This is a genomic window from Flavobacterium sp. N502536 (genome assembly GCF_025947345.1).
In the GTDB taxonomy this organism is placed as follows: Bacteria; Bacteroidota; Bacteroidia; order Flavobacteriales; family Flavobacteriaceae; genus Flavobacterium.
In genome coordinates, this window is record NZ_CP110011.1 from 2,245,197 (window position 1) to 2,268,252 (window position 23,056).

Annotated in this window: 16 protein-coding genes and 1 riboswitch; of the genes, 13 read left to right on the forward strand and 3 right to left on the reverse strand. The window is 36.2% G+C overall.

The annotated features are described in order from the left end of the window. Window positions 1–93 precede the first annotated feature (93 nt). Window positions 94–2,253 (forward strand): hypothetical protein, encoded by a 2,160-nt coding sequence (locus tag OLM61_RS09925; RefSeq protein WP_264526185.1) that lies wholly within the window; start codon window positions 94–96, stop codon window positions 2,251–2,253. 62 nt (window positions 2,254–2,315) lie between these two features. On the opposite strand, the gene OLM61_RS09930 is transcribed toward OLM61_RS09925, so the two are convergent. Next, entirely contained in the window at window positions 2,316–4,082 is a 1,767-nt protein-coding gene (locus tag OLM61_RS09930; RefSeq protein ID WP_264526186.1) for a DUF4153 domain-containing protein, read from the reverse strand. A 181-nt stretch (window positions 4,083–4,263) separates the two neighbouring features. Here OLM61_RS09930 and OLM61_RS09935 point away from each other — a divergent pair, with 181 nt between their 5' ends. Then, window positions 4,264–5,730, forward strand: a complete 1,467-nt coding sequence (locus tag OLM61_RS09935; protein WP_264526187.1) for a M28 family metallopeptidase — start codon at window positions 4,264–4,266, stop codon at window positions 5,728–5,730. Between the two features lie 361 nt (window positions 5,731–6,091). Here OLM61_RS09935 and metK read toward each other — a convergent pair whose 3' ends face one another. Further along, window positions 6,092–7,342, reverse strand: a complete 1,251-nt coding sequence (metK, locus tag OLM61_RS09940; RefSeq protein WP_264526188.1) for a methionine adenosyltransferase — start codon at window positions 7,340–7,342, stop codon at window positions 6,092–6,094. A 531-nt stretch (window positions 7,343–7,873) separates the two neighbouring features. Between metK and OLM61_RS09945 the strand changes: the two genes are divergently transcribed. The 11 genes from OLM61_RS09945 to OLM61_RS09995 all read left to right on the forward strand — a co-directional run bounded on the left by OLM61_RS09945 (window position 7,874) and on the right by OLM61_RS09995 (window position 21,877). Further along, window positions 7,874–10,720: a TonB-dependent receptor plug domain-containing protein gene (locus OLM61_RS09945; protein WP_264526189.1), complete on the forward strand. Its 2,847-nt coding sequence runs from the start codon at window positions 7,874–7,876 to the stop codon at window positions 10,718–10,720. A 494-nt stretch (window positions 10,721–11,214) separates the two neighbouring features. After that, complete coding sequence (locus tag OLM61_RS09950; protein ID WP_264526190.1) at window positions 11,215–11,403, forward strand: hypothetical protein; 189 nt, start codon at window positions 11,215–11,217, stop codon at window positions 11,401–11,403. A gap of 68 nt (window positions 11,404–11,471) precedes the next feature. After that, window positions 11,472–12,776 (forward strand): O-acetylhomoserine aminocarboxypropyltransferase/cysteine synthase family protein, encoded by a 1,305-nt coding sequence (locus tag OLM61_RS09955; protein ID WP_264526191.1) that lies wholly within the window; start codon window positions 11,472–11,474, stop codon window positions 12,774–12,776. 203 nt (window positions 12,777–12,979) lie between these two features. Continuing rightward, window positions 12,980–14,068 (forward strand): aspartate kinase, encoded by a 1,089-nt coding sequence (locus tag OLM61_RS09960; RefSeq protein WP_264526192.1) that lies wholly within the window; start codon window positions 12,980–12,982, stop codon window positions 14,066–14,068. 613 nt (window positions 14,069–14,681) lie between these two features. Continuing rightward, window positions 14,682–14,885 carry a hypothetical protein gene (locus tag OLM61_RS09965; RefSeq protein WP_264526193.1) on the forward strand — a complete coding sequence of 68 codons (204 nt, stop codon included), beginning with the start codon at window positions 14,682–14,684 and terminating at the stop codon, window positions 14,883–14,885. Window positions 14,886–15,073: 188 nt separating this feature from the next. Beyond that, window positions 15,074–15,182, forward strand: a riboswitch (SAM riboswitch). 71 nt (window positions 15,183–15,253) lie between these two features. Next, window positions 15,254–16,243, forward strand: coding sequence for an alpha/beta fold hydrolase (locus tag OLM61_RS09970; protein ID WP_264526194.1), 990 nt, complete (start codon window positions 15,254–15,256; stop codon window positions 16,241–16,243). A 1-nt stretch (window position 16,244) separates the two neighbouring features. Beyond that, window positions 16,245–18,659, forward strand: coding sequence for a bifunctional aspartate kinase/homoserine dehydrogenase I (thrA, locus tag OLM61_RS09975; protein WP_264526195.1), 2,415 nt, complete (start codon window positions 16,245–16,247; stop codon window positions 18,657–18,659). Between the two features lie 230 nt (window positions 18,660–18,889). After that, window positions 18,890–19,318, forward strand: coding sequence for an OsmC family protein (locus OLM61_RS09980; protein WP_173966530.1), 429 nt, complete (start codon window positions 18,890–18,892; stop codon window positions 19,316–19,318). A 176-nt stretch (window positions 19,319–19,494) separates the two neighbouring features. Next, window positions 19,495–20,667, forward strand: a complete 1,173-nt coding sequence (locus tag OLM61_RS09985) for a trans-sulfuration enzyme family protein (RefSeq protein ID WP_264526196.1) — start codon at window positions 19,495–19,497, stop codon at window positions 20,665–20,667. A gap of 67 nt (window positions 20,668–20,734) precedes the next feature. After that, window positions 20,735–21,268, forward strand: a complete 534-nt coding sequence (locus tag OLM61_RS09990) for an alpha/beta hydrolase (RefSeq protein ID WP_264526197.1) — start codon at window positions 20,735–20,737, stop codon at window positions 21,266–21,268. Between the two features lie 198 nt (window positions 21,269–21,466). Continuing rightward, window positions 21,467–21,877: an RrF2 family transcriptional regulator gene (locus OLM61_RS09995; RefSeq protein ID WP_179003218.1), complete on the forward strand. Its 411-nt coding sequence runs from the start codon at window positions 21,467–21,469 to the stop codon at window positions 21,875–21,877. Between the two features lie 108 nt (window positions 21,878–21,985). On the opposite strand, the gene OLM61_RS10000 is transcribed toward OLM61_RS09995, so the two are convergent. Continuing rightward, window positions 21,986–22,768, reverse strand: a complete 783-nt coding sequence (locus OLM61_RS10000; protein ID WP_264526198.1) for a sulfite exporter TauE/SafE family protein — start codon at window positions 22,766–22,768, stop codon at window positions 21,986–21,988. Window positions 22,769–23,056 lie beyond the last annotated feature (288 nt).

Below are 23,056 nucleotides of genomic sequence, written 5' to 3' on the forward strand. Positions count from 1 at the left end.
ATATTAACAACCAAAATTTTGAACATGCGCAATTTTACATGGAGTTTTTTAATGTTTTTTTGTTTCATTTTTACTTCTTTTTCTCAAACAAAAATGGTTGAAAAAGGAACTTATCTTTCCGCCAATAAAGGTCAGAACATCAAACTGAATTTGTTAGAGAATAACAAATACGAATTGGTTTTTTACTCCGGCGATTATAAGATAAAGGGAGATTCGGTATTATTTACTCCAATTGACAAGTTTGAAAGTGGTTTTGATCTTGCTTTTAAAAATGATAAAAAGGCCAAAAAAGTTAAAATTAAATTTATTAATCCTTCCTTTTATTCCTTTTTTATTGGTTCGCAAAACGGATCGAATGAGGTTAAGTACCAACGATTATCAGATATTTGGAGCCAGGAAAATACAGACAGTGCCAGCCCTGACGCTGAATTTGAAATTGACCGTGCAGATTACCTGTATCTGGTTTGCGAAGATTACAAGGGAGAAAGTAAAATTTCGAAATTTGCTTTGCCAAAAGAAGTTTCAGAAGTGACTATCAACTACCAACCCGATCTTTTTGCGGATTTGAATATTGTCGGTTTCTTTAATAAAAATACCAATGAACTTATGGTTTCGGAGAGGCCCGGAAAGGATCCGTTAGTTTTTGTTAACGAAAAAGATGCCCTGCCTGAAAGAATGTCAAAAGTAGTTCCGCTGGAAATTAAGAGTATAGTAAATTGGACTTATCCGGGGAAAGAGATTGCAGAGAGTGAAGTGTATGCCGTAGTCGATTCTGCTGCTACAGCGGCTGATTCTTCTTTTGTTCTTGAAAAATATGATTTTAAACTTAAAGTCGAGAACAATCTTAAAAGCGCCCTTTCGGCAACTAAAGAAAGTAAAACTAAATTTCAGGTCGTTGTAATTGACAGCAAAAATGCTTCAGCAAAAACTGATTTTGAAGCGGCTGTAAAAGATCAGGAAACGCAGCTTGCCTATACGATGTATGATTCCTATCATCCGGAATATGATTTGTACAACTATTATTTGACTACAGCCGAAGATAAAAAATGGCTGAAAACAAACAAAATTACAGATACACCGGTTATTGTTGTTTTGGATTCCAACGGTGAAGTTTTAGCCTCTGCAAAAGCTAGTTTAAAGGAAAAACAATATCACTTTAACTATTATGATGATTTTTATAAAAAACTGCAAAGAACCTCAGGGTTATTGGCCTTTAATAAAACCGTGAAAAATAAAAAGTCAAATGATACTGATTTTATTCAGGCTTTTAATAAATTGGCAGTTCTGGAAACACCATACGATTATGATGTGGAATCCGCAGCTGATGAAAATCCTGCTGAATTTAAGTTCGTGAGTACTGTTTTAGATAAAAAAGAAGTGGCTCAAATCTGGAAAAAACTAATTGAAACCCATCAAAAAGATACAAAACCGAACATGTATCTGGTAGAAACTATTTTGAAAGAAATCAAAAATCAGGGATTCTCTAAGCAATTTTTTAGCGAGGATAGGGTTTTAAATGATGCAGATTTTCTTTCGATAGACTATTTAATCAAACATTATGATGCTATTGATACCGAGCGTCTGACTTTCAATGTTAAAGAAGGAGAAACACATTTAATTGGCAGTTTGAATACTGAAATTGCGCTTGCATTGCAGCAAAATCAATATGTTTATGAAAATGATGCATTGGCAGAAAAAAAGAATGACAAAACGATTGCGGTCTATAAAAAGCTAATAAATGCAGGAAAAGGAAACTTTGAGTGTTATCAAAATTACTTTACCTATTTAGCTGAGGTAGTAGATACAGATGGTTCCAATACCAATTATTTGAAAGAATTCACTACCTATTTCAAGACAAATTTAGCAACAGATAAAGGAAGTGCGATTGAAAAATTAGACGAAATGTTTGCATCGATTGATCCTAATTCTCAATATTCTTATAACGGATGGAATTCATTTAAAGAATACCATTCGAACTTATGTAATTCGGCGGCATGGACAGTGGTTTCAAAGCCAGGAAATACCGGTTTTATGAAATCAGCAATTGGCTGGTCTGAATACAGTTTGGCAGTGACTAAAAACAATCCGTACTATTTGGATACTTTGGCGCAGTTGTACTATAAAGACGGGCAAAAAGAAAAAGCAATACAGACTCAGCTTTTAGCCACTAAATATTTAAATAGTGATGTCGCAGAAGAAACAGCGAGCGAAATCAGAGAGACCTTAACAAAAATGCAAAACGGAACTTATTAAAATCGAAGTCTTTCGAAAAGCAATACCCCCGACAGTTTCCAGGAACTGTCGGGGGTATTTTTTTATTTTTTAATTTGTACCAGTACGTTTATCATATAGCGATTTACGGTTTTCTTGTTGTCTTTAATTTTGCCATTGGCGCTGAGGTACGTAATCAGAATTTTGTATTTTGAAGTTTGCACCTCCTGCGTTATTTTTTTGTCATACACCTGATTTCGTTTGAAGTCAGGAGTTGCATTAATAAAATCAACAATTTTTAACGGAATGTTTTCTTTGTTAATCTCTAAGTTTAATCCGTAATCTTCTACCGTAGATTTAAGAGAATAGCTTTTATTCTCAATTTTTACGCAATCATGACATTCATAAGGGTTGTCACTAGAGAGGTCAACAGAAAAGTCATATTCATGAATATTGATCACTTTGTCTTGCTGGTAATAAAAGTAAAACGAATCATTGATTTGTTCTTCTCTGGCATATTCTGACTGATATTCATAACCTAAAGCTTCCATGATTTCATAATCGCTTGGGTCTTTCTCTTTTTTAAGGAGGGCATCCAGCTTGGTTTTGGCATAGGGAACCATGATTTCAACACCATAATTGCGCTCTAAAAAAGAAACAATACTGCTTAGATCCTGTTGTTGTTCGAAATTCAGTTTTTTAGCGGTCTTGTTTTGCATATAACTTTCAAAGCGGGCCAGCTGACTGTATTTCGAAATCGAATTGGCGCTTTGTGGTCCGGCTATAGAAAACAAGCCTGCGAGGCATAAACTTATCGGAATGAACTTTATTTTAGGATGCTTTTGAATGAGGAAATACCCCACAACAACGGATAACCATACCGACATTAACAGTACATAATAGCGTTCATGTGTAAAACCATACAGATTGATTCGGTACAAAATGGCCCAAAAAAGCAATATTAATAACGGAATTAATAAAAAATAAAACCATCGGTTAAAAGTTCGCATCCAGAGATTAGCTGTTTCGGTTGCAATGGGATGAACCAATAAAAAAGATAAGATCCCGAAAATAGCAAATACCAAAACAAGATAGGAAACCCAGCCCACAGGCAAGGAAAAGGTGAGCAGAATTTTTGCTTCATAACAAATTAAAATCACCAGATAAAGACTAATCAGGGGCAACAATACAAATTGAGTGAAGTTTTTTAGTCCTTTAGGGTAATTCAAAACCAGAGGAGCCGCGCTGTTGTTGGTTTCCGGAACTCCGCTTAAAAAGAACGTGGTATTGAAAATACCGGCGATCACAAAAAAGACATGCATATAAATACGATCGTAAAAATCAATATTGAAGAGCTTGTCAACCGCTAAAATCGCCAATGCCAAACCCGAATAAAGTACTACGCTATACAAACCGGCGGTTAGAATTCTAAGAAAAAGCTGTTTGTTGAATTCCCAAAACTCATCCTGATTGTAAGCTCTTGGTAGGAAACCGGCGAACGAAACCAACAAATGAAACACAATATTCAGAACCATAAACTGCTGTATTTCGACATCTGTGGTGTACTTGTGAAAAGTATTGACAAATAGAAAAACAAGGCTTCCAAGAGCAATACTAAGGGCAAAACGCAGGAAATTATTTTTTTTAGCAGCCAGAAAAAACAGGCTAATAGAAAGAAACAAAACCAGACCTAAAGAGCAGCTCATTAAAACTTTTTCATAGAGTTCTTTGTTGGGATTGTTGTAATTTCCTTCGCTAAGAATTATGGCAAAGACAGTTCCTAAAATGGCGGTTAATATTTCTAAAGGAAATCGAAGAATTGTTTTCAGCGTTGCGTTCAGAACGTTTTGTAACGATGGGAGTTTACTCATTTTTTTATCAGTTATTTTGTACTAAGGAAAGTAAATTGTAAGAGATAAACAAATAAAAATCGCAATGCTGAAAAAATGAGGAGGGCATTTTACCGATTTTGCATTTCAGTAATGTTTAAGAGGCTGAGCCGCTTTTTATTCTCTATAAATCACTAAGTTTGGAATACTAAATTTAAAACGTATGAAAAATAAAATGATCCTCGTTTTGATTGCTTACGGAGGAGTAGTTTTTTCGCAGGCGATTAAAAAACCTTTAGTTTCAGCAATTACAGATAAAGACCTAAAAACCGATATGTACCAAATGGCCGGTGATCACTTTAACGGTCGTGAAGCAGGAACTTTAGACGAATTAAAAGTATCCATGTGGCTGGCCAATAAGGCCAAAGAAGCAGGAATGGCTCCGGCAGGTGATGACGGAACTTATTTTCAGTTTTTTGATTTGTACAGGCATCAGGTGACGCCCAATACAAAATTTAAAATTGGACAAAAAGAATACAAATTGTGGAAAGATGTTTTAGTAGCCGAAACCACGAACATTAAAGTAGAAGCGCCATTGCTTTATTTAGGCGCAGCCACTAAAGGAGAAATTGAAAAAGCCGATATCAAAGGAAAAGCAGTTGTATTACTGGCTTCCAAAGAAGGTATTGCCGACGATATTTCGCTTTTTGACAGACGTTATCCGGGTCTGGTTCGAAACAAATACTACGATCTTGTAGTCAAAAAAGGAGCAACAGCCCTGATTATGGTTGCTGATGAGCTGGCAGAACAAAGCTGGTCTCAGGTGGAACCGCAAATGACAAGAGGAATCTATGGAATTGAAGGTTTCCGTGATAAAATTGGTGCGACTATGCCTGTTTTCTGGGTGCACAACGATCAATTGGAATATCTGAAAAGTACCAAAGATCTTTTGTCGACAGAAGTAATTTCAGAAACCTATAAATACCCTTCGGTGAATGTTGTGGGTAAAATTGAAGGAACTGATCCAAAATTAAAAAATGAATATGTTCTTTTTAGCGGACATCAGGATCACGACGGGGTAAGACAAAAGTACGGACAGGATTCTATTTACAATGGAGCTGATGATAATGCGAGTACCTGCGTTGCCATGCTGGCCATTGCAAGAGCCTATAAAAAGCAACCTGGAAAAAGAACTTCCTTGTTTGTTTTCCACGGTTCAGAAGAGCGCGGTTTGTTAGGGTCAAGATGGTATGCCTCGCATCCAACAGTTCCTGAAAAAGACATTGTAGCGGTATTAAACGGAGATATGATTGGAAGAAACAACGTCAATCAGGCGGCTCTTTTAGGGTCAAGTTCTCCCCATGAAAACTCTTCCGATTTAGTGGCTATTGCCAAAAAAGCAAACGATGAAGGACCTAAATTTGACTTAGATAAACTTTGGGACAGACCGGAACATCCGGAGTATTTTTATTTCCGTTCTGATCATTTGCCTTACGCCAGAAAAGGAATTCCATCTGTTTTTTACACCAGTGTTTTACACAGTCAGTATCATACTCCTATGGACGAGTCTGAAAACATCGACTTCGTGAAATTGCACAAAATGACCGAATGGATCTACCGTACAGGCTGGATTTTATCGAATGATGCAGGTCGTCCTAAGACCTTGCCAAACGTACAATTAGAGCGTTAGGGAATAGTGGTTTGCGTTGAGTTTTAGACACGGATGACGCAGATTCGCTATCGCGAAAACGCGGATAAAAACGGATTTTTTCTTGATTTTTTAACTAGAAAAGAACTCAAAAAAGGCTTTCTAAAATTTAAGAAAGCCTTTCGTATTTTTAGCTAATTCAATAGTTTTTAAATAGTAAATCAGTTTTTATCAGCGTTTTTATGAAGTAAATCCGCGTCATCTGCGTTAAAATATAAAGTTGCTTTTGTCGAATAATATAGGTTAAAATAAAAAAACCGATTTCTAAAAATAGAAACCGGTTTTTTTTATGCTTAAGATAAATAGTTGTCTAAAAATCTAAGTTAGTCTGATAAGCTAGGATTTATAATCCGAAAGCAGCTTTTACCTGATCAACGAAATCAAGTTTTTCCCAGGTAAACAATTCAACAGTAACTGTTTTTTCGTTTCCACCCGGAGCAGAGAAAGTTTTAGTTACCGTTTCTGGTTTACGTCCCATGTGTCCGTAAGCTGCAGTTTCGCTGTAAATAGGGTTTCTCAATTTCAAACGTTGCTCGATAAAGTAAGGACGCATATCAAAAATAGCCTCTACTTTTTTAGCGATTTCACCGTTGGTTAAGTTTATTTTAGAAGTTCCGTAAGTATCAATAAAGATACCCATTGGTTCAGCAACTCCAATTGCGTACGAAACCTGTACTAAAATCTCGTCAGCAACACCTGCTGCTACTAAGTTTTTAGCGATATGACGTGTTGCATAAGCAGCACTTCTGTCTACTTTACTTGGATCTTTTCCAGAGAATGCACCACCACCGTGAGCACCTTTTCCACCGTAAGTATCCACAATGATTTTTCTTCCTGTTAAACCAGTATCTCCGTGAGGTCCTCCAATAACGAATTTCCCTGTTGGATTGATATGGTAGTTGATTTTATCATTGAATAAATGCGCGTGAGCTGGATTTTTAGCAATGATTCTTGGAATCAAAATTTCGATAATATCTTTTTTGATTTTAGCCAGCATTGTAGCTTCTTCGTCAAAATCATCGTGTTGAGTTGAGATTACAATCGCATCAATACGAGTTGGTTTATTGTCGTCGCTATATTCTAAAGTTACCTGTGATTTAGCATCAGGGCGTAAATAAGTGATTTCCTTATTTTCACGTCTCAGGATAGCTAACTCCTGTAATAATTTATGAGACAAATCAAGTGCCAATGGCATGAAGTTTTCGGTTTCGTTTGTAGCGTAACCAAACATCATTCCCTGGTCTCCAGCACCTTGCTCTTCCGGCTTAGCTCTGTCAACTCCTTGATTAATATCTGCTGATTGCTCATGAATTGCCGAAAGAATTCCACAAGAATTAGCCTCAAACATATATTCGCTTTTCGTATATCCAATTTTACGGATTACTTCGCGAGCAATTTGCTGCACATCAAGATAAGTATTCGATTTTACTTCACCAGCTAAAATTACCTGACCTGTAGTAACCAGAGTTTCACAAGCTACTTTTGAGTCAGCATCAAATGCCAAAAAGTTATCAATTAATGCATCCGAAATTTGATCTGCAACTTTGTCTGGATGCCCTTCACTAACAGATTCTGACGTAAATAAATAAGCCATAATAATTTATTAAATTAAAATTAAGCGAGAAAAAATAATTGCTAAAAAGGGCTAAAGGAGAATTTCTGCTTTAGCATTTTTTACTACCGAAATCAATGTTTCAGTACCCATAACGAACCGTTTCATTATGAAGAGGTTGCAATCAGTTCAAATTTTTCCTCTGTATTCGCGTGCAAAGGTATAAAACCATTTTGATTTGCAAATTAAACTTTTGATTTTTTTGATTTTATAAGCAGAAATTTAACATAACATACTATTTTGATAGGGTAATAGAAATTATTTCTGTTTTTGTTTGGCTGATTGAAAAATAGTTCGCAAATTTGCCCCATCAAAACAAAACAAGAAATGAAATTAACAATTTGCAATATGTCATGTATGATGCCGGAGCCTTCCGCAGAGACGCTGTTGTAGTTTTTTTTTAAAATATACATATAGAACCTCTGCCATTCGCAGGGGTTTTTTTGTTTCAAAAAGAAACCAAATTGTAAATCACTTTTTAAGTCAGAAAACAATATAAACCAGAAGAAAGTAATGAAAAAAAATGTAGTATTAGCTTTAGGTCTTTTGACATTCTCGGGTATTTATGCACAGGAAAATAAAAAAGAGCAGGACAGTTTAAAGAATAATGAACTGACCGAGGTGACCATTGTAGGATCACGCAGTAAAAACAGAGTAAAAACAGATGTACCAGTTCCGGTTGATGTTTTTAATATTTCCGAAATAACTAAAGGAGCACCGCAAACCAGCGTGACCCAAATTTTAAATTATGTTGCACCTTCTTTTACCAGTAATGCAACTTCTACGGCTGATGCTACAGATCACGTTGACCCTGCACAGTTAAGAGGTTTAGGGCCAGATCAGGTTTTAATTCTGGTAAACGGAAAACGAAGACACACCAGTGCATTAGTAAACATTAACGGTTCGCCGGGAAGAGGATCGGTAGGAACAGATTTAAATGCGATACCTTCCTTTGCTATCGAGAGAATCGAAGTTTTGCGCGATGGTGCAGCGGCTCAGTACGGTTCAGATGCTATTGCGGGAGTTATTAATATAGTGCTGAAAAAGAATGCCAACTATCTTTCAGGAGACATACAGTATGGTACGAACTTATCTTCGGGATCAAATAACTTTAAAGGAGGAGCCGACGGTCAAAATCTGCAAGTTGATTTAAATTACGGAACTTCCCTGGGTAAAGCAGGTAGTTATTTAAATGTTACCGGTAGCGCTGTGACCAGACAGGCAACGAGTCGTGCGGGAATTAGAAGCAATGCAATTTTTAATGCTTATAACGCTGTCGAAAACAGAGCGGCTCAGGATGGAGTGCATATTAATTCCTTCTTTAGCAATATTAACAACACGACCAATTCGGCACAAATTCTGAATTCGTTGAAACAGTATGCGCCAAAAGTTGGTTATTTTACACCGGCACAGCAAAGTGCCATTGCGTCGGCTGGGACTATTGCGCAAATGCAAACTGCTTTGAATTTTGATACAACGAACAATGAATTGGCGTACAGAGGTCAGGAAAGAAGCGACTATAACATGAGTGTGGGACAGTCTGAATTGGCATCGGGGCAATTGTATTACAATACAAAATATCCATTGACCGAAACGACATCATTGTACTCTTTTGGAGGGCTTTCCTATAGAAATGGTAAATCGTATGCTTTTAACAGGCTTCCAAACGGTTCCGGAACCTTCACGCAGGTGTACCAGAACGGATTTTTACCGGAAATAGAATCTTCGATTTTAGACGCTTCTGCGGCGGTTGGAGCTACGACAGAATTATTTGGTTTTGATACAGATATCAGTACAAACCTTGGAACAAACTCTTTTAAATATGATGTGAACAATACTATTAATGCTACTTTGGGAACCAATTCGGCTTCCAATTTTTATGCCGGTAAAGTTTCGTTTTTGCAAAGTACAACCAACTTGGATTTAAGTAAAAAGTACGATGTTTTAAATGGACTGAACGTTGCCTTTGGTGGAGAATTCAGATATGAAAATTATAAGATTCAACAAGGAGAAGAAGCTTCTTATGGATTGTATGACACCAACGGAAATTTGGTTCCCGGAATTTTACCAAGCAATTCACCTTTAATAGTAACCGACTTTTTTGGAAACAAACGAGGAGCAGGAGCACAAGGATTTTCAGGATTTCAGCCTTCAGATGCTAAAGTTAAAGATAGAAAAAGTGGTGCAGCTTATGTTGATTTAGAGCTAAATGCAACCGAAAACTGGCTTATAAACGGAGCAGCGCGTTACGAGAACTATTCTGATTTTGGAAGTACGGTTACCTTTAAACTGGCCTCTCTTTTAAAATTGACTGACAATATCAACTGGAGAGTTTCAGGACAAACAGGTTTTAGAGCTCCTTCTTTACAGCAAAAGTATTTTGAAAGCAGTTCAACTCAGTTCATAAACGGTTCGCCTTATCAGGTGGGTTATTTCACAAACGATTCGCAAGCGGCCAAAAGTATTGGAGTTGAAAACTTAAAAGCGGAGAAATCAAAAAGCATCAGTACAGGATTTACATTTAAAATTCCTGAAGCAAACATTACCATTGCAACAGATGCTTATTTTACCAGAATCGACGACAGAGTGGTGCTTACAGGACAGTATGCCAGACCAACAGATGCGCAGATAAGTGGAGCAACATCGCCGGAACAAAAAGATGCTTTGACCTTATTTCAACAAGCATTTGACTTAAAAGGAGTTGAAAGAGCTTCCTTCTGGACCAATGGAATCAACTCGGAGACTAAAGGTATTGATGTTGTAATTTCACATAAATACAATGTTATTCCCGATTTCACCATCAGAAACGATTTTGCATTGAGCTACAATACCACCAAAAGAGTAGGAGAGTTAAATGTTCCGCAATCGATCATTAATGCAGGTGGAGAGCCTTTTAAATATTCGTTCTTTCCGGAGTCAAGCCGAATTTATTTAGAAGAAGCTATTCCGAAACTAAAAGCCAATTTAATGACGACCTTCAGCATTAAAAAACTGGACATTTATTTAAGAAACAGTTATTTCGGAGCCGTTACAGATCCGGGAGCAACAGATGTAAATTTAGACGGATCATCTTCTGTTTACGAACATCCGGAATACAGCGCAAAACTGGTGACCGATTTGTCTTTTGGATATCAGATTAACGAGAAATTCAGATTCACAGTTGGTTTTAATAATATAGGTGATGTGTATCCGGACCGAAATAATCCTGCAACACCGGCTTTTACTAATACAACACCAACCTTATCGCCAGCGCCAAGTACAGATTTAAGCAATGCCAATCAGTTTGCTTATTCCAGAGCAGTATCCCAATTTGGATTGAACGGAAGATTTGGTTTTGCACGTTTAAGTTTTAAATTCTAAAATATAAGAATTAAGATTGGCCACAGATTGTACAGATTAAACAGATTTGTTTTATTCTTTGATTTGTGGCTAATTTTTTAAAGAGATACGAATGATTTTATAGTGCGTAGCTTCGGTATTAAGCTGAACAGGGAAATAAAAACCTGTGTTAATTTGTTTAATCTGTGATTATTTTTCTAGCGTAAGACCAGCATTCACAATGGGTAATAAAAATTTTACATTAAATATCACTATTTAATTTGGTAGTTCAGAAAATACTTATTACATTTACTCTATAGAATTAGTCGAATTAAAAAAAGCATTAATTTTAAATCAAATAAAAATGAAAACAATAGCAAATAGTATGATGATGTGTTGTGAGATGATGCAAATGTGCATCCCAAATTGCTATTGCCAAAAGTGAAAGAGTGAATCTTTGTTATAGTTAGAACTATAAGCCCTTTTGGTCGCCATCCGAAAGGGCTTTTTTTAATGCTGAAACTAAAACGAAGATCATGAAAACACTACATATTATATTAAGAGAGATTGTATACCGATTGAAAACAGATTTTAAACGATTTGCAGGGATACTTAAAAACAAAAAAGCAAATGCAGTTAAAATAAAAGGAGAGTTGTATTCGAGTGAGTCAAACTCCCTGCTCTTTCAAATGTATTTACACGAAGAAGAAGATCTTTTTATATGAGATAAAAAACGACTTAAGAAATCAATAATAAACCAAAAGCTATTCACAATATCTAAAACTAAGAAATCATGAGCACACAAAAATTTGCCACAAACGCACTACACGCAGGACACGATGTTACTAAAAATGCAGGAACCAGAGCAGTTCCAATTTACCAGACCTCCTCGTATGTTTTTAACAATTCAGATCACGCAGCCAATTTGTTTGGTCTTGCTGAAGCCGGATTCATTTACACCCGATTGAACAATCCGACAAACGATGTTTTAGAACAACGTCTTGCAGCGCTTGAAGGCGGAATTGGGGCAGTAGTTACAGCCTCAGGAGCCTCGGCAATTTCGACTGCTTTACTGACTTTGCTAAAAGCAGGAGATCACATTGTGGCTTCGAACAGTTTATATGGAGGGACTTATAATTTACTGAGCGTAACTTTACCTCGTTTAGGGATTACAACCACCTTTGTAGACCCTTCAAAACCTGAGAACTTTACCAAAGCAGCCAAAGAAAATACACGTGCTTTTTTTGTAGAATCTTTAGGAAATCCAAAATTAGATGTACTAGACCTGAAAGGGATTTCAGCAGAAGCTAAAAACTTTAAAGTTCCTTTTATTGTTGACAATACAGTGGCAACACCTTATTTGTTAAACCCAATCGAATACGGAGCTAATATTGTCATTCACTCCCTAACCAAATATATTTCAGGAAACGGAACTTCATTAGGAGGCGCCATTATCGATGCCGGAACTTTTGACTGGGCCAACGGTAAATTTCCTGAATTTACAGAACCTTCCCCAGGATACCATGGCTTGGTGTATCACGAAGCTTTAGGAAATGCAGCTTTCATAGCAAAAGCCAGAATCGAAGGTTTACGTGATTTTGGCGCGGCTCTGAGTCCGTTTAATGCTTTTCAAATCATACAGGGCTTAGAAACCTTACCAATCCGAATTCAGAAACACAGTGAAAATGCGCTGGCATTGGCTTCGTGGTTAGAAGAACAGGAAGAAGTAGCCTGGGTAAATTATCCGGGATTAAAAACCAATAAGTATTACGACTTGTCACGACAGTACTTACCAAAAGGACAAAGTGGGGTAGTTACTTTTGGATTAAAAGGCGGTTTCGAAGCAGCCAAAAAAGTAGTAGACGAAACAAAACTCTTCTCGCTTTTGGCCAACATTGGTGATACAAAATCATTAATCATTCATCCCGCAAGTACAACGCACCAGCAATTGTCGGATGCGGAACAATTAGAAACGGGAGTTTCAAAAGATCTGGTGCGACTTTCTGTCGGACTGGAAGATATCGAGGATTTAATAGCTGATCTGCAAACTGTTTTTGCAAGCGTGACCCAGTCACAATACAGCATTAATAAAAACTAGGTTTTTTTGTTTTTTGTTTGAAAAATTGCCTTTAGCAGCGTGAGTTCTGCTAGAGGTGATTTTTTATAAAAAGTAAATCAGTATAAAAATTTTTAAATCCTATTAAGTAATACAGATCAACTTGAGGAAAACCGGAGCGTAACGCAAGGCTTTACAGTTACATGTATCACTTATAGGATTTGAAAAATTAAAAATTAAAAATTATGTCAAAGCTTAAAATAAATATCATCCTTTTTGGAATTGGAAATATCGGAAGTACTTTGATCAATCAAATTATCGAAAGTCAGGAGTTTTTTCTCGAAAGTAAAAACATCGATTTTCATTTTCCGATTATCACAAATTCAACAGTAGCTTTTTTCGAGAAAGAAGGCGTAGGATATGCCTGGGAAACCAATTTTCTGGAACTGGCAGTGCCTTTTAAAGTGCAGGATATTATTGAATTTGCTAAAGAAAATGAATTTGAGAACTTAATTGCCGTAGATGCTACTGCTAGTGATGAATTAATACATCATTACAATACCTTGATCGAAAACGGATTTAATATAGTAGCGGTAAATAAAAAAGCCAATACATTGCCGATTGATTTGTATAAAGAGATCAGAGCAAACCTTAAAAAGTACGACAAAGAGTTTTTGTATGAAACATCAGTGGATACCGGTTTCCCGGTTTTACAAACCTTAAGAGATTTGTATTATTCGGGTGAAAAAATCACCAAGATCCGGGGTGTTTTTTCAGATAACCTGAGTTATGTATTCAATCGGTTTGCCAACGAAGACACCTCTTTCTCTTCTTTGTTGAAAGATGCAAGTTTGCTTGGATTGATGCGTTCAACGTTTAAAGAAGACCTGTCCGGAAATGACACCGCCAGAAAATTACTGATTCTCACGAGGGAAATCGGAAAAGATTTTGAGCTCTCGGATATAAAAATCAATTCGCTTATACAAGAAGAACATCTGGAGCAAAATGGTATTCTGAATAAAGAAGCGGTCGACAGATCGTTTAAAATTGCTAAAATTAGCCAGGCTGATAATAATGTTCTGCGTTATGTAGGTGAATTTGATGTGGTAAAAAACACCTTAGAAGTGAAACTGGTTTCAGAGCCCGTTTCGTCAGCAATAGGTCAACTGAAAGGATCAGACACCATTTTTGAAATTTATACGCAATCGTACGCAGCTGTTCCAATCGTAATTCAAAGTGCTTCGGCATGTAAACAAGCCATTTCGAGAGGAGTAATTACAGACATTTTGAAAGTAGCTGAAAAAATCAAAAACAAAGAAGCAGTCTGGCTGTAAGTGGTTCCAAAATAATAGTAAGTTGTTCTTTGATATAATGAAACAGGAAAGTTTTTTGTGTTATTTTTTGTAAGATTTATCTTTTAAATTTGACAATGTTAATTTTGTAAGATGTTTTTTAACGGAAAAAAGCCGTTTTTTAACGTTTTTTGGGATTAAATTGTTGATCCCCACTTGTATAATTGAGAAAATATTCGCAAATTTGTAAGACTTCAAAACTAAAGAAAGAATAAATTTAGTATACTGAGTAAAAGTGATGCCGATTGAAACAAAAATGGAATAGATTTTGTTTTTGGCTGATCTAAAAAAGAGAGTAAATTAAAAATATTTTGAGAGTTTAAGGAAGTTTATTAAAATAGAAAAAATGCAAGAATTTTTTAAAATAGCAATCACGTCCCAGATGAATAAGTCCCTACAGATGAATAAGATGTTTAACGTCGCACGTATTTGTGTACGCGTCTGTTGATACTAAAAGTATATATAAGTTATAAAAACTTAAACCCTTTTGGTATTCAAACCCAAAAGGGTTTTTTTATTCCATTTGGTTACGATAACAAAGAGATAAACATAAAATAAAGATAATAATACGCAAACTAACATAAACTTAAATATCATGAGCACACTAAACTACTTAACAAAGACTTTTTCAACATTGAAAAACATTAGAGCTAGAAGAAACAATCCGCCACCACCAACAAATGAATTGGTACATCCGAGATTCGGAATGACTGAGACAGATAAAAAAGTGGAGAAAAAAAATCCGGACTCATTATTGTTTTTGATGTATTCAAAAGAGAATGAAACGCTTTTTATCTAAATCGGGAAGCATCATAAAATAGGGGGAAACCTGCTTAATTTTACTGGGCAAATTGTTCGGTAATTTTTTGCGTACACTAGTTTTTGTTTGAATTATGTTTAAGAAATTGAGGAATCAGTTTCGATAAAATTTGTTTGTTTGAGAAATTAGTAGTTAATTTGCACCTTTAAGTTCAAAAACGTATTGAAATGTTATAAAGAAAGGACGAGGGATTAGACCCGATGAATCCTTAGCAACCCTTCGTTAATTCGAAGAAGGTGCTGCATTCTACCACGCCCAAACGTGGAAAGATAACAACAAGAAATTTTCTGGTTTCACTCTAGACTTTCTTTCTAATATTTCCACATACAAATCAAAAATAAAAAGATTTGAAATTGGAAAATATACCAAGTCCCATTATAATTCAGGAATTCATCACCGAAAGTGGTGTGTCCTATCCATCATTACCCTTAAGTTTTACACTTTCCGGTTTACCATTATTTAGCGCGCCTATAGTTTTGGTCAATCATGCTTTAACAGGAAATGCTGAGGTCACCGGTGCAAATGGCTGGTGGAATGACCTCATTGGTGAAGACAAAACCATCGATACCCATAAATTTACCGTACTGGCTTTTAATGTACCCGGAAACGGAAATGATTCGTTTATCATCGAAAACTATCAGGATTTCACCACCAGAGATATTGCCCGCATTTTTATTAAAGGTTTAGAACTTTTAAATATTCACCAATTGCACACCATCATTGGAGGTTCGGTTGGCGGAGGCATCGCCTGGGAAATACTTGCATTAGAACCTAACATTACTCAAAACCTAATTCCCATTGCAACAGATTGGAAGTCGACCGACTGGATGATCGCCAATTGCTATTTACAAGAACAAATTTTGAATAATTCTTCAAAACCTATTGAGGATGCCAGAATTCATGCAATGTTGTGTTACAGGTCCCCTGAATCATTCAAAGAGAAATTTCAACGTACCATTAATGCCAATCGCCCGGTTTTTAATATTGAAAGCTGGCTGGCACATCACGGCGAAAAACTACAAAAAAGATACCAATTGGCTTCGTACAAACTCATGAACCAATTGCTAAAAACCATAGACATCACCAGAAACAGAGAAGATTTCGAGACTTTGTTATCCAAAACAGACGCCGCGATTCACATTGTCGGAATCAATTCGGATTTGTTTTTTATACCCAAAGAAAATCGGGAGACTTATCAGGAATTAAAAAAGTTCAAAGACAATGTTTTTTACAGCGAAATAGATTCTGTTCACGGACATGATGCTTTTTTAATCGAGTACAAACAATTAGATCATTTACTTGCCGATATTTTTAAGGCAGAAACAATAGAAAAATAAAATGAAAATATTAAAATTTGGCGGTAAATCGTTATCAAACGGAGAAGGACTTAATAAAGTAGTTTCAATTATTACAGATAAAGTACAGCAAAACGAAAAAATTGCAGTAGTAGTTTCGGCTCGCGGAGATGCTACAGATGAGCTGGAATACATTTTAAAAATTGCGGCTAAAAACGGCAACTATAAACCCTTATTTGAGAATTTTAAAACGTACCAGGTTTCAGATTACCCTGAGGTAGATTTGTCCGAAGAATTTAATGTACTGGAGAAACTTTTCGAAGGAGTAAGTCTGATAGGAGATTACAGCAATAAAATCAAAGATCAGATTTTATCAAAAGGCGAGCTGCTTTCGGCTAAATTACTGACAGCTATTTTAATTGGAAAAGGGGTTCCTGCTAACTTTGTCGATTCAAGAGAATTGTTGAAAACCGATTCTAAATTTGGAGATGCACAGCCTTTGGAGCAGCTTTCTAAGAAAAATGTCATCAATTATTTCAAAGAACACAACGGCACAACAGTTAACATCGTAACCGGTTTTATCGGGTCTAACAATAACAACGATACGACCACTTTAGGAAGAAACGGCAGTAACTATACCGCATCGCTAATTGCGAATTATCTAAATGCCGAAGAGTTGCAAAACTTTACGCATGTTGACGGAATTTACACAGCAAATCCTGATTTGGTTGCCGATGCTAAAAAGATCGAATACCTGTCGTTTAATGAAGCCAACGAATTAGCCAATTTTGGAGCTACCATTTTACATGCTAAAACCATCATTCCATTGTTGGAAAAAAACATTCCGCTTCGTATTTTAAATACCTTTAATCATGAAAATCGCGGAACTTTGATTACCTCTGATTCTGCTAAAGAAGGAATTAAAACACTTTCTGTTTTAGAGAACGTTTCTTTGGTTAATCTTGAAGGTCGCGGATTATTGGGGAAATCGGGTGTAGATGCCCGAATTTTTAAAGTAATGGGCGATCATAACATCAGTGTGAGTATCATTTCACAAGGTTCTTCAGAGCGAGGCATTGGTCTTGTTGTAGCAACTGAGAAAGCTACTCTGGCCATGGTCGAACTGGAAAAAGAATTCGAAAATGATTTTTATTCCAAAGATGTAAATCAGATTACAGTAACCGATAATGTTTCAGTAATTTCGATTATCGGACAGGATTTGAGTACTTTCCATAAACCCTACACAGCATTAATCAAAAATAAAATTGTTCCGATTTTATTTAACAACACCGTTACGGGTAAAAACGTGAGTTTGGTGGTTAAAAAAACAGAACTGCATAAAGCTTTAAATGTAATTCACGGTGAGATTTTCGGAGTTTCCAAAAAAATCAACATTGCCATTATCGGTCACGGACTAGTGGGAGGAACTCTAATCAATCAGATTTTAGAATCGACTGCCGCTATCGAAAAACGAAAAGACGTGAGACTGAATGTTTTTGCAATTGCCAATTCAAAAAAGGTACTTTTAAACAAAAACGGAGTAAGTTCAAACTGGAAAACAGCTATTGATAAAGAAGGACTTGCGTATACCATTCAGGATATTATTGCTTATGCCAACCAACATCATCTAGAAAACTTAATCGCTATCGATAATACAGCGAGCGCTTCTTTTGTTGAGAATTATATTCCGTTGGTTGAGAGCAGTTTCGATCTGATCTCTTCTAATAAAGTGGCCAATACCCTGAGTTATGGATTTTATAAAGAATTGAGAAAAGCTTTAGCCGAAAATCAGAAGAATTATTTATACGAAACCAATGTTGGTGCGGGATTGCCATTGATTGATACCATTAAATTATTGCATCTTTCGGGAGAAAATATCACAAAAATAAAAGGAGTATTCTCCGGAACATTGAGTTATTTATTCAATAATTTTTCTGCAAAAGACGTTCCGTTTAGTGAAATTTTGCAGGAGGCCATTGATAACGGATATACAGAACCGGACCCTCGTGAGGATTTATGCGGAAATGATGTAGGAAGAAAATTATTGATTTTAGCGAGAGAACTGGACTTGCAGAATGAGTTTGAAGAAATTTCCATTCAGAACTTAATTCCGGAGCATTTGCGTGAAGGAAACGTTGGAGACTTCTTAACGAAATTGAAAGAGTTCGACCCGATTTATGAAAAAATAAAAGCCGATCAAAAGCCAAATCACGTATTAAGATACATTGGTGAATTGTCAGGAGATTTGCAAAACGATAAAGGAATTTTGGAAGTAAAATTAGTTTCAGTGCCTTCTGATACTGCCTTGGGCGGATTAAAAGGATCTGATTCTTTCTTCGAAATTTATACAGAATCTTACGGAGACCGTCCAATCGTAATTCAGGGAGCTGGTGCAGGCTCTGCTGTAACGGCGAGAGGAGTATTTGGTGACATTTTGAGATTATCAGATAAAGGGTAAGGATTTTAGAATTTAGATTGCAGATTTTAGAGTTTAGATTTCTGATTTGTAAGCCCACTTTGTCATTTCGACCGAAGGGAGAAATCACACAAGGAATTCCGCAACGAAGAATTCTAATCTTTGTCGACAATTTAATGTGATTTACTTCGTCTGTTCGCTATCGCTCGAGTCTCCTTACGTCGAAATGACAAAGATTGCAAAGAATAAAAAATAAAAAAAATAACAACACAATGAAAGTAACTTTGAACAGAGTAAACGACGCGTTTCATTTTAAACTTAAAAATGAACGTGGTCATGTAGTGGATGTTGACAGCAGAGCCGAATTTGGCGGAAGCGATTTAGGAGCAAGTCCAATGGAATTAGTATTAATGGGAGTTGCGGGATGCAGTGCTATTGATATGATTTCGATCTTAAAAAAGCAACGTCAGGAAATCACTTCTTTTAATGCTGAGGTAGAGGGAGAGCGTGTACAGGTTGGTGAAGCCAAACCTTTTAAAGAAATCAATGTGGTTTTTTATTTAGAAGGAGATGTTAACCCTGAAAAAGCACAGCGGGCTGCCCAGCTTTCTTTTGAGAAATATTGCTCGGTTTCTAAAACAATTGAGCCTACCGCTACAGTAAAATATAAAGTGGTACTGAACAACGAAGAATTAAAGTAATTTGATAATTAGTCAATTAGATAATTAGATAATTCTTTGATTTTTAATCACACAATGAAAATTCACATTAAACTTTAGTTGATGCACTGCGTTTTGCTTTGTGAATCTTTGTGAAATTTTATAAAAAAGCGAATTTGTGCTAATTAGTGGAATTCGTGTTAAACAAAAACAAAAAAATGAACACAGAAGAATTTGGTTTTGAAACCCAAGCCATCAGAACACAATTAGAAAGAAGCCAGTATTTAGAGCATTCGGTGCCATTATACTTATCGTCAAGTTTTGTATTTGAGGATGCCGAAGACATGAGAGCTTCTTTCACAGAAGAAAAAGAAAGAAATATTTACAGCCGTTTCAGCAATCCGAATACAACAGAATTTGTTGATAAAATTTGTAAAATGGAAGGAGCAGAAGCGGGTTATGCTTTTGCAACCGGAATGGCAGCCGTATATTCTACTTTTGCAGCCTTATTAAATTCAGGTGATCATATCGTGTCGGCGAGCAGTGTTTTTGGTTCGACACACGCTCTATTTATGACTTATTTTCCAAAATGGAACATCGAAACCTCTTATTTTGATATAACGAAGCCGGAAACAATCGAAGGATTCATTAAACCGAATACAAAAATTTTATACGCAGAGTCGCCTACAAATCCGGGTGTTGACGTGATCGATTTGCAGTTGCTGGGAGATCTTGCTAAAAAACACAATCTGATTTTAATTATTGACAACTGTTTTGCGACGCCTTATCTGCAGCAGCCTATAAAATTTGGAGCGCATTTGGTCGTACATTCAGCAACTAAACTGATTGATGGTCAGGGTAGAGTTTTAGGAGGAGTTACGGTTGGAAGTGAAGATTTGATCAGACAAATTTACCTGTTCTCCAGAAACACAGGTCCTGCTTTGTCTCCGTTTAATGCGTGGGTTTTGTCAAAAAGCTTAGAAACTTTGGCAATTCGTGTTGAAAAACACTGTGAAAACGCTTTAAAAGTAGCGGAGTTTTTAGAAGCGCACCCAAATGTACAAAGCATCAAATACCCATTCCTGAAATCACATCCTCAATACGAAATTGCCAAAAAGCAAATGAAATTGGGGGGGAATATTATTGCCTTTGAAATTAAAGGCGGAATTGAAGCCGGAAGAAAATTTTTAGATAAAATAAAATTGTGCTCCCTGTCGGCAAATATTGGCGATACGAGATCGATTGTGACGCATCCTGCTTCAACCACGCATAGTAAATTGTCTGAAGAAGATCAGCTGGCGGTTGGAATAACTCAGGGATTAGTACGTGTTTCTGTAGGTTTGGAAACGGTAGAAGATGTAATTGCCGATTTAAAACAGGCGCTAAGTTAAATTTTAGATTGATGATTTTAGATATTAGATTTCTGAAAACTGATATCTAAAATCATATCTTTTATATATGACTAAACCAAGACTAATCATTTTATCAGATTTATTTGGAGGTAAAGCCTCGGACTGGGTAAAAATCTATGCTGATTTATTAAAATCTGAATTTGAGATTCAGTATTATGATGTGCTTGAATTAGCCGGCATTAATGCTGATAACCTTGTCGAAAGCGATGTTCATGGTCAGCTTCTTAGCGGAGGAATGGATAGGGTAGTTGAGACTTTATTGAAATTAGAAAATGATAAAGTAACGGTTTTAGGATTTAGTATTGGAGGAACAATCGCCTGGAAAGCTTCTTTACAAGGATTGAACATTGTTCGTCTATTTGCTGTTTCTTCAACAAGATTGAGATACGAAACTGAAGCCCCAAATTGCAGTATAAAATTATATTTTGGAGAAGAAGATTCAAACAGACCGGACTCACAATGGTTTTTGGACTTGAATGTGGTCCATAAAATGATAAAAAAAGAGAATCATCAGCTATACAGAACGGAAAATAATGCGTTCTTGGTTTGCAATGATATTTTGAAAACTTTATTAAGATGACGGCCTTTAACTGAAAAAAAACAGTTAAAGGCCGTTTTTTATTGGGCTTCATTTAAACTATACTAATTTAGTAGAATTTAAATTTTCGTTCTATTACTATTCTCATTTAAAAAGTTTATTTTTGTGGCAGAAAAACAAGACGATTGTTGTTTTAGATCAAGACTAAAATTAGCAATCCGCAATTAAAATAGATATAACGTGCTTTCAAAGAAAACAAAATACGGAATTAAAGCTTTAACTTATCTGGCCAGACGTGAAAACAATGAGCCTGTACAAATTGCTGAAATTGCGAAAAGTGAACATATTTCAATTAAGTTTTTAGAAAGTATTTTGCTGCTGCTTAGGAACTCAGGTTTTCTGGGAGCTAAAAAAGGAAAAGGCGGCGGTTATTATCTGATCAAAGACCCCAAAGATATTAGTATGGCTAAGGTATATCGTATTCTCGAGGGACCTATTGCATTGCTTCCCTGTGCAAGTCATAATTTTTATGAAAGATGTGACGACTGCGACGATGAAGCAAGCTGTGCTGCACGACGATTAATGACTGAGGTTAGGGATAATACCCTTAAAATTCTTGAAAGTAACTCGTTGGCGGATATCGCATTTTAATTCGATTTCCCCTTCAGAATTCCTATAAAAAAAGACCATTTCAATATTTTTAATGAAATGGTCTTTTCTTTTTGGGTTCAGATTTTATTTTGAAAGCCTGTAATTAATTTAAAAAATCAATTTATAACCGGCCAGAAAAAGCATTACGGCAATCGCATTTCTAAGAAATAAATCGGGTACTTTTCCGCTTAACATACTTCCGATAAAAATTCCGGGGAGTGATCCTAATAACAATTGCCCCAATAAAAGAAGGTCTAAATTTCCCATTGAGGCATGTCCGATTCCGGCGACCAGCGTCAGAGGTACAGCGTGTGCGATTTCGGTTCCTACCAAACGTGGAGTAGGCAAGAGCGGATATAAGAAAAACAAAGTAACGGTGCCCAGAGCTCCGGCTCCGATCGAAGTAAGGGTTACGGTTGCGCCCAGTAAAACTCCAATTCCAACCGTCAGCATATTTTGTGTGTGACTTTCGCTGTGAAATTTGTCTCCCGCATGTTTCTGCGAAAACACCAATAGTCTTTTCTTGAATAGTATGGCAATCGAAGTAAACAGTAGCGCCCATCCCAAACTGTATTTGATCACCGCATTTATAGTCGTAATATCCGTTTTGATACTGTTTAGTATCCATAAAGTCAGTAATGCGGCAGGAACGCTGCCCAAAGTGAGCCAGCCTGTAATAGACCAATTGATGTTGCCTTTTTTATGATGTACAAAAACGCCTCCCATTTTAGTAAAAGCAGCATATAGTAAATCGGTACCAACTGCTGTCGTTGGAGGGATGCCAAACCATAATAAAATGGGAGTCATCAAAGAGCCGCCTCCAACACCCGTCAGACCTACTACAAAACCTACAACTAAACCCGCAATTACAAGACCTATTTGAAAATCCATGAATAAAAATTTGAGGTAAAAATAGCAACAATTTTATAATTATCCTATAGATCTGGTAGACTTTAAAAAAGGTATTCTAAGAATACGAAAAGTTTAAGAGCTATAGTGTTGAAATACAATATAATGAGTTTTTTTACTTGTGAGAATGATTTGTTGATACCTTTGTGTGGGGCACTCCATTAGCCTTATATCAGATAGCCACGTAAAAATATCAAATATTGTTTTGATATTTAGAAATAAGTAGTAATTTTGCCATTCAATCTACTAACCCGATAGGGTAATAGATTT

Coding starts and splice junctions, on each gene's coding strand:
- OLM61_RS09985 (WP_264526196.1), top strand. CDS start 19,495: ATGAACACAGAAGAATTTGGTTTTGAAACCCAAGCCATCAGAACACAA.
- OLM61_RS09960 (WP_264526192.1), top strand. CDS start 12,980: ATGTCAAAGCTTAAAATAAATATCATCCTTTTTGGAATTGGAAATATC.
- OLM61_RS09945 (WP_264526189.1), top strand. CDS start 7,874: ATGAAAAAAAATGTAGTATTAGCTTTAGGTCTTTTGACATTCTCGGGT.
- OLM61_RS09980 (WP_173966530.1), top strand. CDS start 18,890: ATGAAAGTAACTTTGAACAGAGTAAACGACGCGTTTCATTTTAAACTT.
- thrA (WP_264526195.1), top strand. CDS start 16,245: ATGAAAATATTAAAATTTGGCGGTAAATCGTTATCAAACGGAGAAGGA.
- OLM61_RS09965 (WP_264526193.1), top strand. CDS start 14,682: ATGAGCACACTAAACTACTTAACAAAGACTTTTTCAACATTGAAAAAC.
- OLM61_RS09925 (WP_264526185.1), top strand. CDS start 94: ATGGTTGAAAAAGGAACTTATCTTTCCGCCAATAAAGGTCAGAACATC.
- OLM61_RS09990 (WP_264526197.1), top strand. CDS start 20,735: ATGACTAAACCAAGACTAATCATTTTATCAGATTTATTTGGAGGTAAA.
- metK (WP_264526188.1), bottom strand. CDS start 7,342: ATGGCTTATTTATTTACGTCAGAATCTGTTAGTGAAGGGCATCCAGAC.
- OLM61_RS09930 (WP_264526186.1), bottom strand. CDS start 4,082: ATGAGTAAACTCCCATCGTTACAAAACGTTCTGAACGCAACGCTGAAA.
- OLM61_RS10000 (WP_264526198.1), bottom strand. CDS start 22,768: ATGGATTTTCAAATAGGTCTTGTAATTGCGGGTTTAGTTGTAGGTTTT.
- OLM61_RS09935 (WP_264526187.1), top strand. CDS start 4,264: ATGAAAAATAAAATGATCCTCGTTTTGATTGCTTACGGAGGAGTAGTT.
- OLM61_RS09955 (WP_264526191.1), top strand. CDS start 11,472: ATGAGCACACAAAAATTTGCCACAAACGCACTACACGCAGGACACGAT.
- OLM61_RS09950 (WP_264526190.1), top strand. CDS start 11,215: ATGAAAACACTACATATTATATTAAGAGAGATTGTATACCGATTGAAA.